Source organism: Streptomyces umbrinus (assembly GCF_030817415.1).
GTDB classification, from domain to species: domain Bacteria; phylum Actinomycetota; class Actinomycetes; order Streptomycetales; family Streptomycetaceae; genus Streptomyces; species Streptomyces umbrinus_A.
In genome coordinates, this window is sequence record NZ_JAUSZI010000002.1 from 2,740,438 (window position 1) to 2,752,268 (window position 11,831).

Annotated in this window: 12 protein-coding genes; 5 read left to right on the forward strand and 7 right to left on the reverse strand. The window is 69.9% G+C overall.

The genetic code is table 11. From position 1 onward, the window contains the following. The first annotated feature begins 57 nt into the window (after nt 1-57). From QF035_RS12545 to pssA, 4 genes are all read left to right on the forward strand, one after another. Nucleotides 58-564 (forward strand): MaoC family dehydratase, encoded by a 507-nt coding sequence (locus QF035_RS12545; protein ID WP_307520273.1) that lies wholly within the window; start codon nt 58-60, stop codon nt 562-564. Between the two features lie 2 nt (nt 565-566). Further along, on the forward strand, nt 567-1,772 hold the full coding sequence (locus QF035_RS12550) for an acyl-CoA dehydrogenase family protein (RefSeq protein WP_055612051.1): 1,206 nt from the start codon (nt 567-569) through the stop codon (nt 1,770-1,772). Nucleotides 1,773-1,942: 170 nt separating this feature from the next. Beyond that, entirely contained in the window at nt 1,943-2,599 is a 657-nt protein-coding gene (locus tag QF035_RS12555) for a phosphatidylserine decarboxylase (protein WP_307520274.1), read from the forward strand. A gap of 22 nt (nt 2,600-2,621) precedes the next feature. Next, nucleotides 2,622-3,440, forward strand: a complete 819-nt coding sequence (gene pssA / locus QF035_RS12560; protein ID WP_307531069.1) for a CDP-diacylglycerol--serine O-phosphatidyltransferase — start codon at nt 2,622-2,624, stop codon at nt 3,438-3,440. Between the two features lie 179 nt (nt 3,441-3,619). Here the strand turns inward: pssA and QF035_RS12565 are convergent, their stop codons facing one another. The 5 genes from QF035_RS12565 to QF035_RS12585 are packed head-to-tail and all read right to left on the reverse strand — an operon-like array spanning nt 3,620 to nt 8,657. Continuing rightward, entirely contained in the window at nt 3,620-4,885 is a 1,266-nt protein-coding gene (locus QF035_RS12565; protein WP_307520275.1) for an ABC transporter substrate-binding protein, read from the reverse strand. Continuing rightward, nucleotides 4,882-5,979 (reverse strand): branched-chain amino acid ABC transporter permease, encoded by a 1,098-nt coding sequence (locus QF035_RS12570; protein WP_307520276.1) that lies wholly within the window; start codon nt 5,977-5,979, stop codon nt 4,882-4,884. Before QF035_RS12570 ends, QF035_RS12565 begins: the two co-directional genes overlap by 4 nt. Next, nucleotides 5,972-6,862, reverse strand: coding sequence for a branched-chain amino acid ABC transporter permease (locus QF035_RS12575; protein ID WP_307520277.1), 891 nt, complete (start codon nt 6,860-6,862; stop codon nt 5,972-5,974). Before QF035_RS12575 ends, QF035_RS12570 begins: the two co-directional genes overlap by 8 nt. After that, nucleotides 6,859-7,824 carry an ABC transporter ATP-binding protein gene (locus QF035_RS12580; RefSeq protein WP_307520279.1) on the reverse strand — a complete coding sequence of 322 codons (966 nt, stop codon included), beginning with the start codon at nt 7,822-7,824 and terminating at the stop codon, nt 6,859-6,861. The genes QF035_RS12575 and QF035_RS12580 overlap by 4 nt, the downstream gene beginning before the upstream one ends. Before the next feature lie 8 nt (nt 7,825-7,832). Then, nucleotides 7,833-8,657, reverse strand: a complete 825-nt coding sequence (locus tag QF035_RS12585; protein WP_307520280.1) for an ABC transporter ATP-binding protein — start codon at nt 8,655-8,657, stop codon at nt 7,833-7,835. A gap of 180 nt (nt 8,658-8,837) precedes the next feature. Between QF035_RS12585 and QF035_RS12590 the strand changes: the two genes are divergently transcribed. Then, nucleotides 8,838-10,028, forward strand: coding sequence for a PucR family transcriptional regulator (locus tag QF035_RS12590; protein ID WP_307520281.1), 1,191 nt, complete (start codon nt 8,838-8,840; stop codon nt 10,026-10,028). 246 nt (nt 10,029-10,274) lie between these two features. Here QF035_RS12590 and QF035_RS12595 read toward each other — a convergent pair whose 3' ends face one another. Next, nucleotides 10,275-11,396 carry a glycerate kinase gene (locus QF035_RS12595; RefSeq protein ID WP_307531071.1) on the reverse strand — a complete coding sequence of 374 codons (1,122 nt, stop codon included), beginning with the start codon at nt 11,394-11,396 and terminating at the stop codon, nt 10,275-10,277. A 166-nt stretch (nt 11,397-11,562) separates the two neighbouring features. Next, nucleotides 11,563-11,814 carry a hypothetical protein gene (locus QF035_RS12600; RefSeq protein WP_307520282.1) on the reverse strand — a complete coding sequence of 84 codons (252 nt, stop codon included), beginning with the start codon at nt 11,812-11,814 and terminating at the stop codon, nt 11,563-11,565. Nucleotides 11,815-11,831: the final 17 nt, after the last annotated feature.

Consider the following 11,831-nt stretch of genomic DNA (forward strand, 5'->3'; position numbering starts at 1 on the left):
CTCATCCCCCAGGCCCCGAAGGGGCCTAGGGGGCATACCAGCCCGGAGGGCGAGACCATGCAGTTCGGCCGCACCTATGAAGAGTTCACAGTCGGCGACGTCTATCGGCACTGGCCCGGGAAGACCGTCACGGAGTACGACGACCACCTCTTCTGCCTCCTGACGATGAACCACCACCCGCTCCACATGGACGCCAACTACGCCGAGAACACGACGGACTTCGGCAAGAACGTCGTCGTGGGGAACTACATCTACTCGCTGCTGCTGGGCATGTCGGTGCCGGACGTGTCGGGCAAGGCGATCGCCAACCTGGAGATCGAGTCGCTGAAGCACGTCGCGCCGACCTTCCACGGCGACACGATCTACGGCGAGACCACGGTCCTCGACAAGACCCCGTCGAAGTCCAAGAACGACCGCGGGATCGTCTATGTCGAGACCAAGGGCTACAAGCAGGACGGCACGCTGGTCTGCGTGTTCCGCCGCAAGGTGATGGTCCCCACCGAGACGTACATCAAGGAGCGCGGCGGCGAGCAGCCCGGACGCCCCCAGCTGAAGGAGAAGTAGCCATGGCGCGACTCGCCCAGACCGCCGGTCTGACCGACATCCAGCAGGAGATCCTGTCCACCGTCCGGGACTTCGTGGACAAGGAGATCATCCCGGTCGCGACCGAGCTGGAGCACCGCGACGAGTACCCGCAGCAGATCGTCGACGGGCTCAAGGAGTTGGGCCTCTTCGGCCTCATGATCCCCGAGGAGTACGGGGGTCTGGGCGAGTCGCTCCTCACCTACGCGCTGTGCGTGGAGGAGATCGCGCGCGGCTGGATGTCGGTGTCCGGCATCATCAACACGCACTTCATCGTGGCATACATGCTCAAGCAGCACGGTACGCAGGAGCAGAGGGAGTACTTCCTTCCGCGCATGGCGGCGGGCGAGGTGCGCGGCGCGTTCTCCATGTCGGAACCGGCACTTGGCTCGGACGTTTCGGCGATCACGTCGAAGGCGGTCAAGGACGGCGACGAATACGTCCTGAACGGTCAGAAGATGTGGCTGACGAACGGCGGAACGTCGACGCTCGTGGCCGTTCTGGTGAAGAGTGACGAAGGCCACCCCGAGGGCACGGCGCCCCACAAGTCGATGACGACCTTCCTGGTGGAGAAGGAGCCCGGCTTCGGTGAGGTCCGCCCCGGCCTGACCATCCCCGGGAAGATCGACAAGATGGGGTACAAGGGTGTCGACACCACCGAGTTGATCATGGATGGCCTGCGCATTCCGGCCAATCGGGTGCTCGGCGGGGCCACCGGCCGAGGGTTTTACCAAATGATGGACGGCGTCGAGGTCGGCCGCGTCAACGTGGCGGCGCGTGGTTGCGGTGTAGCTCAGCGTGCGTTCGAACTGGGCGTCTCGTATGCCCAGCAGCGTCACACTTTCGGTAAACCGATCGCCCAGCACCAGGCGATCCAGTTCAAGCTGGCCGAGATGGCTACCAAGGTCGAGGCCGCCCATGCGATGATGGTGAATGCGGCACGCAAAAAGGACTCCGGGGAGCGAAACGACCTCGAGGCAGGGATGGCGAAGTACCTCGCCTCCGAGTACTGCAAAGAGGTCGTCGAAGACGCCTTCCGGATCCACGGCGGTTACGGCTTCTCCAAGGAGTACGAGATCGAGCGCCTCTACCGTGAGGCCCCGATGCTGCTCATCGGTGAAGGTACCGCCGAGATCCAGAAAATGATCATCGGACGCAGGCTGCTCGAAGAGTATCGGTTCCAGGGCTAGAAATACCGATTCGGGGTGTTTTCATCGAGAAGAAGATCACACCCCGTCAGCACTCTTCAGCCGCCGACTCGGCTTCCTGGCTTGCCCAGTTGTGGCCCGCGACCGGTACGATCCCGGGAAAGCCGCCGTCCCCCGTTACAGCGCGGCATCATCCGCTACGAAGGTCATCCATGCCCCACAGCCAAACCTCTGCACCACGCGACAGCCTGGCAGGCGTACGTATTGCGCGCGGAGCATCGCCGTGGCTCCTCCCGACCGTCGCCACCGCAGCACTCAGCCTGGTACGCGCGCGCAAGTCCGGCGCCGCCAAGGCCGTCGCCGTACCCGCCACCGCGCTGGCGGCGGGCATGCTGTGGTTCTTCCGCGACCCCGAGCGTGAGATCGCCCCGGGCCGGGTCATCTCCCCGGCCGACGGTGTGGTGCAGAGCATCATGCCGTGGAAGGACGGTCGCACCCGCGTCGCGATCTTCATGAGCCCGCTGAACGTCCACGTCAACCGCGCGCCTCTCTCCGGCACGGTGACGTCGGTCGAGCACATCCCCGGCGGTTTCGTTCCGGCGTTCAACAAGGAGAGCGAGAACAACGAGCGCGTTGTCTGGCACTTCGACACCGAGCTCGGCGACATCGAGATGATCCAGATCGCCGGTGCGGTCGCGCGGCGTATCGTTCCCTACATCCCTCAGGGCACGAAGGTCGAGCAGGGCGAGCGGATCGGGCTGATCCGCTTCGGGTCGCGCGTCGACATCTACCTCCCCGAGGGTGTCGAGGTCGACGTGGAGGTCGGCCAGAAGACCGTGGCGGGGGTGACTCGCATTGACCGTGATTGATCCCGAGACACAGGCCGGCTGGGTGCCGGAGGCCGATGAGCTGGACGACGAGGAGGAGATGCCCCTCTCTCTCCGCCTCTCAATAGCGGACACCCTCACACTCGGTAACGCCACGTGCGGCTTCATGGCGGTGTACTTCACCACCACCGGCATTCTCATCCCGCACCTCACGGGCAGCCAGGAGACGGGCATGGCGCGGCACAGTGCCGCGACCGCCGTGATCCTGATGCTGTGCGCCGCGGTCTTCGACCTGTTCGACGGACTGGTCGCCCGCAAGCTGCGCTCCTCCCCCATGGGTGCGGAGCTGGACAACCTATCCGACCTGATCAGCTTCGGTCTGGCGCCGGCGTACTTCGTGCTGGTCTACGGCATGGTCGCCGACGACGCGCACCAGCGGGTGGCGGCGGTGGGGGCCATCGTGGTCCTGCTGGCGGTCGTGCTCCGACTCGCCAGATTCTCCTGCGTCACGGTCAAGGACGGCACGTTCCAGGGCATGCCCTCGCCGTTCGGCGCGCTGACCGTCGTATCCATCGTGCTGCTCGAGCTGCCGTTCGTCGCCACGCTCATGGCGATCATCGGCATCGCGTGGCTGATGGTGAGCCGGGTCGAGTACCCGAAGCCGCGGGGGCGGCTCGCCGTGGCGATGCTCTCGTGGATCGTCACGAGCATGGCGTTGCTGGCGGCCTGGGCGTTCGACGCGCCTGGTGGGCAGCTTCTGCTCCAGACCGGGTGTGCGCTGCAGCTGGTGACCGGAGCGGTGATTCCCCTCTTCGCCACGGCTCGGAGGGTGAACAACTTCAGGGACAACCGGCGTGAGGCGCGGGCTGCGCAGCTGCCGTAGCGGTTGTCGTTTGTGTACGACGTCGAAGGGCCCCGAACCTATTGGTTCGGGGCCCTTCGTGTGGGGTGACCTTGGGTGGTCGGGTGGGTGCGGGTGTGTGGGGGCTTGTCGCGCAGTTCCCCGCGCCCCTGAAAGGACAAAAGATTGCGCCGTTCCCCGCGCCCCCAAACAGCCGGGCCTCAGGTGGCCGGTGTGTACGCCGTCGCTGTGTCCGAGGCCTCGGGGTCCCTGACCACCTTCATGCCGCCCGTTACGGTCTTGTCGGGCTGGAGGATGACGCTCTGCTTGGAGGAGGGAGCGTTCGGGTCGGTGAAGTCCTGGGGAATGCCGAAGCCCGTGTCGAGGGAGTTGATGGTGAGGAGGGCCTTGTCGACGCCCTCGCGGGTCAGGTCCTTGGACGCGCAGGCCTTCTTCAGGGCCTCGCCGAAGGCGTAGACCGCGGTCCAGCCGGCGACGACTCCGTTGTCGAGGGAGTCCTTCGGGTACGCCTTCTTGTAGTCGGCGACCAGCTTCTGGGCCTGAGGGGTGTCCGCGCCGATGGGCAGCGAGGGCGAGGCCACGTAGTAGTTCTTCATCAGGGCCGGGCCCGCCTGGGTCGCCAGGAGCTGCGGGGCGAAGGCCGAGTTGTTGCCGATGATCGGGACGCCGAAGCCGCCTGCCGCGGCGACACCGACGAGCGAGGCCGCCTGACGCGGGCCCGCGCTGATCACGACCGCCTTGACGCCGGCCTTCTTCAGAGCGGCGACCTGCGCGGTCATGTCGTTGTCGGTCGGCTTGATCTTCTGTTCGACGACGGTCAGGCCGGCCTCCTTCGCAATGTGCTTCGAGCCGACCAGCGCGCTCTCGCCGTAGTCGCCCTCGAAGTAGACGTGCCCGATCTTGTCGCCCTTCTTGATGCCCTTCTCCTTCATCAGGAAGTCGACGGCGTTGATCGTCTCGATGTCGTACGTGGATCCGATGACCCGGATGTACGGGCTGCCGAGCAGCGTCGCCGACCAGGCCTGTGGCAGGACCAGGCCCTTGTCCTGGCTGTCGATGCGCTGCTTGACCGAGGCGACGAACGGGGAGCCGATGAACTGCGTGAAGCCGAGCACCTTCGGCTCCAGCTCGGTGTACCCGGCGAGGGCCTTCTGCGGGTCGTAGCCGTGGTCACGGACGGTGAGCTCGACCTTGTAGCCGCAGACACCGCCATCGGCGTTCAGCTGCTTCACGTACAGCTGCTGGGCCTGGGTGACGCTCTTGCCGAGGGTCGCGTACACGCCGGTCATGTCGGTGAGGACGCCGAGCGTGATGGTCTTGCCGGAGATCCCGTCGCCGGTCTTCACCTCTCCCGCGGCGGTCCCCTTGTCCTTGTCGTCGTCCTTGGCCTTGGAGCTGCACCCGGCCAGCACGAGCAGCGCGGCGAGCGCTCCTGCGGTCACCTGGGCCGCGTAAGTCGTCCTCATCGTTCCTCCCCTGGGATGGACCGTGGACCGGTCCTGACGCGACGCCCGGCGGCCACCCTGACCAGGCCGCCGGGCAGGAAGAGCACCACCGCGACGACGGCGGCGCCGTAGAGGTACCGGGATGCCTCGCCCGGTGCGATCCCGCCCGTACCGGGGGCGGAGACCAGGGGCAGCGCATCGCTGTAGCGGGTCAGCAGCTGCGGCAGCAGGGAGACGAACGCGGCCCCGACCACCGCCCCGGAGACCGAACCGAGCCCGCCGATGACGATCATGGCGAGGTATTCGAGCGACAGCGTGATGCCGAAGTAGTCCGGCACCGTCCGCTGGAAGACCAGGGCGAGCAGGACGCCCGCGAGGCCCGCGTACATCGAGGACAGGACGAAGACGGCGGCCCGGTAGCGGGCGACGGGCACGCCGATGACCCCGGCGGCTATGCGGTGGTCCCGGATCGCGTTCATGGCGCGTCCGGGGCGGCCGCGCAGCACTCCGCGGGCGAAGAGCGCACAGCCGAGGAGGAGGACGAGTCCCGCGTACCAGAGCTTCTCCGCCGAGCCGAACGGCACGGCGGCGACGACGAGTTCACGGTCGTCGAAGGTGAGTCCGAAGAGGCTCAGGGGCGGTACGTCGCGGCCGTTGAAGCCGCCGGTGAGGTCGCGGGCGTTGAACAGCACGTGCTGGCCGATGAAGATCAGCGCGAGTGTGGCGATGCCCAGGTAGGCGCCGCGCAGCCGTCCCGCGATGGGGCTGAAGAGGCCGCCCGCCAGACCTGCGACGAGGACCGCGAGGACCGCCGCGAGCCAGGTCGGCAGGCCGAGGCCGGTCAGCCCGTCACCGCCGTCCGCGGCGAACACGCAGTAGCCGTACGCGCCGACCGCGAGGAAGAAGGCGTGGCCCATGGAGAGCTGGCCCGTGGAGCCGGTGAGGAGGTTGATGCCGATCGCCCCGATCGCGGCGGCCATCGCGAACAGCCCGGCCTGGAGCCAGAACCGGTCCAGGTAGAAGGGCAGGGCGAGCAGGAGGACGGCTCCGGCGGCCCAGACGTACGTACGGGTGCGGGCGGCGGATCGCAGCGGTCTCACGAGGGCCTCAGACACGGGCGAGCTCCTTCGTGCCGAACAGCCCGGCGGGCCGGATGAGCAGGATCACCGTCATCACGAGGTAGGGGGCGAGGTCGCCCAACCCCCGGCCCAGGAAGGTCAGTTCGCTCTGGTAGCCGGTGGCCAGGGACTCGGTGACGCCGACGAGCAGCCCGCCGACGAGGGCTCCGGTCGTGGAGTCGAGGCCGCCGAGGATCGCGGCGGGGAAGGCCTTGAGGGCGGCGAGCGAGGTGGCTCTCTCCAGGCCGGGGGTCGGGAAGACGGTCAGGAACAGCGCGGCCACGGCCGCAAGGCCGCCGGCCACGGCCCAGGCCCCGAGCGACACCCTGCCGAGCCGTACGCCCATCAGCGCGGCCGTCTCCGGGCTCTCGGCGGCGGCCCGCATCGCGACGCCCCAGGAGGTGTAGCGGAACGCGAGCAGGAACACGGTGATCAGCAGCGCAGCGGCCACGAAGGCGGCGATGCGTGTGTGGGCGAGGGAGATGGGGCCGAGGGTGAGCACGGCATCGCCCCACGGGTCGCCGAGGGGCAGCACGTCCGTGCCGATGCGGCGGGTCAGTTCGGTGGTGAGCAGGATGTCCACGCCGATCGTGACGATGGCCAGGACGCTGTGGTCGGACCCCCGGTATCGGCGCATCACCAGGAACTCCACGGCCGCGCCGACCACCGCGGCCCCCGCGATCCCGACCAGCAGCGCGGGCCAGAAGCCGATGTCGTCGTGGAGGGTCGCGGTGACGTACCCGCCCGCCAACAGCAGTGACGCATGGGCGAAGTTGACGACCTCGGTGGCCCGGAAGATGACAACGAAGCCGAGGGCGATGAGGGCGTAGACCGACCCCATCGACACCCCGTTGAGGAGGAGTTCGGCGAAGGTGCTCACGAGGCGTTCTCCTCTCCCGAGCGGCGCTCTCCCAGGTAGGCGCGTACGACCGCCGGGTCGTTCTGTACGTCGGCGGGGGCGCCGTCCGCGATCAGGCGCCCGAAGTCGAGTACGGTCACCGCGTCGGCGAGCCGCATCACCACCCCCATGTCGTGTTCCACCAGGACGATCGAGATGCCGAGGCTGTCGCGGACTCCCGCTATCACGGCGGAGGTTCGGCGGCGCTCGTCGGCGGTCATGCCCGCGACCGGCTCGTCCAGGAGCAGCAGGCGCGGCTCCATGCAGAGGGCGCGGGCTAGTTCGGCGAGCTTCTGCTGCCCGTACGGAAGGGAGCCCGCCGGGCGGCCGAGGTAGGGCGCGATGCCGACGAACTCGGCGATCTCGCGTACGCGTTCACGGTGCCGGCGCTCCTCGCGGGCCGCCGCGGGGAGGCGAAGTCCCGCTGACAGGAAGCCGGTTCGGGTGAGCCGGTGGCGTCCGAGGAGCAGGCTGTCCTCGACCGTGGCGAGCGGGGGCAGCGCGAGGTTCTGGAAGATGCGGGCGACGCCCAGATCGGCGATGCGGTGCGGAGGCATGCCGGTCAGTTCGTGCTCGCCGAAGAGGACGCTGCCGGCGGTGGCGCGGTAGACCCCGGACAGGACGTTGAAACAGGTGGACTTTCCGGCGCCGTTGGGGCCGATGAGGGCGTGCACGGTGCCGGGGCGCACGGTGAAGTCGATGGCGTCCAGGGCGGTGAGGCCCGCGAACCGGACGGTCAACTCCCTTACGTGGAGCGGCGGGACGTCGGTGGTCGGCGAACTGGGCTCCGGCGGTGGGGAGTCCGACCGGGTGGTGTCCGTCCGGGTGTGGTCGGGTCTGGTTGTCGGGTCCCGTCGGCTGTGCGGCCGGGCGGGGTCCGGCTCGTCGTCGCCCGGTGTGCCGTCGCCCGGTGTGCCGTCGCTGGGCATGGCGTCGCTCGGCATGTCGGTGTTCACCCCTTCCAGCGGGTCAGGACCGGATGCGTGGTGCGGGCCCGCTCGGCGTCGGCCGCCGCGTCCTCGTCGACGACGCCCAGATAGCGGCGGCGCACCTCGTCGGAGGCGGCCAGCTCGTCCGCCGGCCCCGACAGGGTGACTTCGCCGACTTCGAGGACGTACGCGCGGGAGGCGAGCCGCAGGGCCAGGGCGGCGTTCTGTTCGACGAGCAGGATCGAGGTGCCCTGGGCGTTGATCTCCCGCACGGTGTCGGCGATCCGCTCGGCCATCAGCGGGGCGAGTCCGAGGGACGGCTCGTCGAGGAGCAGGATGCGCGGGGTGGCCATCAGGCCGCGGCCGACCGCGAGCATCTGCTGTTCCCCGCCCGACAGCAGGCCGGCGCGCTGCTGTGCGCGGTCGGCGAGGACGGGGAACAGTTCGTGGACGCGGCGCAGGGCGGCGGCCCGGCCGGCCCGGCCCCCGGTGGCTCCCAGTGCCCCGGCGCGGAGGTTGTCGGCGACGGTCATCCGGGCGAACACCCGCCGCCCTTCCGGTATTTGGGAGACTCCGGCGGCGACGACGCGGTCGGGCGACAGCCCGTCGAGGCGGCGGCCGTTCAGGCTCACCGTGCCGCCGGTGACCGCGCCGCCGTGGAAGGACAGCGTCCGGCAGGCCGCCCGGAGCAGGGTCGACTTGCCCGCGCCGTTGCCGCCGAGGACGGTGACCACGGCCCCCTCGGGCACCTCCAGGGACACCTGGCGCAGTGCGCGTACGGGCCCGTATCCGACCGACAGGTCGTGAACGACCAGCCCGGAACCGCCCGAACCATCCGAACCACCCATCGAACTCCCCCTGTTCTCGCCCCGTGTGGCGCTCACCACAGCACCGGCGGGGGCGTCCGTCCACGGGGTGCGGGCGAATCGCTGCGGGTGACCAGCGGGCGCGGCCGTGCGTTGTGCGCGCGCACAACACCGCGTGTCAGGGGCCTGTGCGGGGCGGCCCACCGGTGGCATCCTCCGGCCATGGGAGCCCGCAGAAGGCGTACCGGTCATGACTGGAAGCTGCTCACCGAGTCCTGTACAGCGCTGCTGGAACGGCTGCCGGAGCTCGTCGACGAGCACATGCGGCAGCTTGCCGAACACTCCTCCGTCTACGGGGAGTTCCTGCCGTACGACCAGCAGTGGCGGGAGGCCGAGGAGGCGATGCGGATCGGGATCCAGACGATCTCCGCGCCCCGGGACTCGCCCCGCCGCGACCTGGAGTACGCGGAGGAGGCCGGGCGGCGGCGGGCCCAGCAGGGGTTGCCGCTTGAGCTGCTCGTGCACGCGTATCGCGCCGCGGGGTATCTGGTGTGGGACGCGTTGATGGAGGAGGGTGCGGCGGCCTTGCAGGAGCCGGAGCGGCTCGTGGTGCTGATGCGTTCGGCGACCATGGTGTGGTCCGCCGTGGACGCGCAGGCCGCCGTGGCCACCGAGGCGTACCGGGCGACCGAGATGGAGCTTCGGCGGCGTACCGACGAGCGGCTTCAGGCCCTGCTCGACGCGCTCCTCGAAGGGCAGGAGGCGCCCGGGCTCGCGGCTCGCGCCGCTGCCGGGCTCGATCTTCCCGAGCGGGGGCCGTATGCCGTGGTCGTGCTGCGGTCCGAGCGGCGGGAGTCGTACCGGCGGCCCGTGGAGGGGGACGGGTTCCGGTTCATCTGGCGGATGCGGGCCGACTGTGAGGTCGGGGTGGTGGCCCTTGCGGACGGGCAGGGGCTCGACGGGGTCGCGCACGCGTTGGACGGCCGTTGTTCGGGGCCCGGCGGGATCAGTCCCGTCGTCGCCGGGCTTGCCGAGCTCGGGCGGGCTCGGCGGCTGGCCGAGCTGGCGCTTCGTACGTGTCCGCCCGATGCGACGGCGGTTGTGCGGCTGGATCAGCGGATGCCGACCGCGCTCGTCGTGAGCCAGCCCGAGCTGGCGGGGCGGCTTGTGTCCGACGTCTTCGGGTCACTGCTCGAACTCGAACCGGCGGATCGGGCGGTGTTGTTGGAGACGCTGGATGTGTGGCTCGCGTGTGAGGGGTCTGCGGGGCGGGCGGCCGGGCGTCTGTACTGCCACCGGAACACGGTCTTCAACCGCTTGCGGCGGTTGGAACAGCTGACGTCCCGGTCGTTGGCCCGGCCTCGGGATTTGATCGAGATGACGTTGGCGTTGGATGCGTATCGGTTGAGCTGAGGGTTTTCTCGCCCCCGCCGCCCCTACCAATTCCCGTCACTACTCAGGGGCTCCGCCCCCGAACCCCCAAAAGATTGCGCAGTTCCCCGCGCCCCTAGGTTTTCAGGGGCGCGGGGAACTGCGCGATCAGCCACAGCCGGGCCCGCACCCGAAATCGCACCCCACGGGGTCTGGGGCGGAGCCCCAGGGGACGGGAATGGGTAGGGGCGGCGGGGGCGAGGAAAGGCAGCGGGCAGTGTCGGCGCGTCAGATCAGGAAGTCCTGGGCGATTCGTTCGCCCACGTCCTCCAGGATCGGCCCCGCTTCGGCGATGCAGCGGGAGACGTCGGGCTCGATGTCCGTGAGGGGATAGGCGCGACGGATGCCGGCCCTGCCGAGGGCCTCCGGCGGGAGGGCGAGGCGGCCGCAGACCGCGATGACCTCCTTGTCGGCGGCCCGGGCGGCGGCCGCGACCCCGGCGGGAGCCTTGCCGTGGAGGGTCTGCTCGTCGAGGGACCCCTCACCGGTGATCACCAGCGTGGCCCGCTCCAGCGCGGGGGCGAAGCCGAGCACGTCGAGCATGACCTCAATGCCTGGGCGGAAGCTCGCACCGAGGCCCACGAGGGCCCCGTACCCGATACCGCCCGCCGCCCCGGCCCCGGGCGCAACGGCATACTCCGCCGCCTTCGACCCGATCGCCTTCTCCAGCACCGCGGCGAAGTGCGCGAGCCCCGCGTCCAGTACCGCCACATCGTCGGGCGAGGCCCCCTTCTGGGGCCCGTACACCGTCGGCGCTCCCTTGGGGCCGGTCAGCGGGTTGTCCACGTCACTGGCGAGGACGACGTCGACGGAGGAGAGGCGGGGGTCCAGGCCGGACAGGTCCGCGGTGGCGAGCTGTCCCAGGGAGCCTCCTCCGGGCGGCACCGGCTCGCCGTCCTCGTCGAGGAAGCGCGCCCCGAGCGCGGCCAGCATCCCGGCCCCGCCGTCCGTGGTGGCGCTGCCGCCGACGCCGAACACGATCGTCCGCGCCCCGGCGTCCAGCGCGGCCCGGAGCAGCTCCCCTGACCCGTACGTGGACGACGTGAGCGGCGCGAAGGACCCGGCGGGCAGTCGCTGCAGGCCACTGGCCTCGGCCATCTCCACGACGGCGGTGTCGTCGCGCAGCGCGAACGCGGCGGTGATCTCGTGACCGAGCGGCCCGGCGACCCGTAGCTCACGCCGCTCGAACCCGGCGGCGACCGCCGCGTCGACCGTGCCGTCGCCGCCGTCGGCGACCGGCAGCGCCTCGACCTCGACCCGCGGCGCGACCCTGCGGAGTCCGGCCGTCACGCGCTCGGCCACCTGCACGGCCGTGAGCGAGCCCTTGAACTTGTCCGCGGCGATGAGCACCCGCTGGTTCCGGCCCCGGCTCCGATTCACTGCAGCGTCCGCCACCTTGCATTCCCCTTGCTCTTCGGGCCTTGCACACGTCAAGGCAGTCGCGCCGCTGCGACCCTAACCGGAGGAGGGGGCCGCTGCCCAGGGCGGTTCTCACGTCCCGGACAGCGGCCGCGGGTCAGCCGGCGTCGGCGCCGCGTGAGTCGTACAGCTGATGCGTCAGCGTCCCGCTGCCCCCGAACGGCACACTGATGTGTTCCAGGATGTCCTCCATGGCGTCGACATCCCCGGTCCGCACACCGATGTCCCCGGTGTTCACCAGAGGCTCGGCGGGCGCCGCCTGCGCGGGCGCCGCGCCGGTGACGGACAGGACGGCGACGACCGCGGCGGCACCTGCCGCCAGGACGGTCGTACGGCTCATCGACTTCATGGATCTCCCAGTTCTCG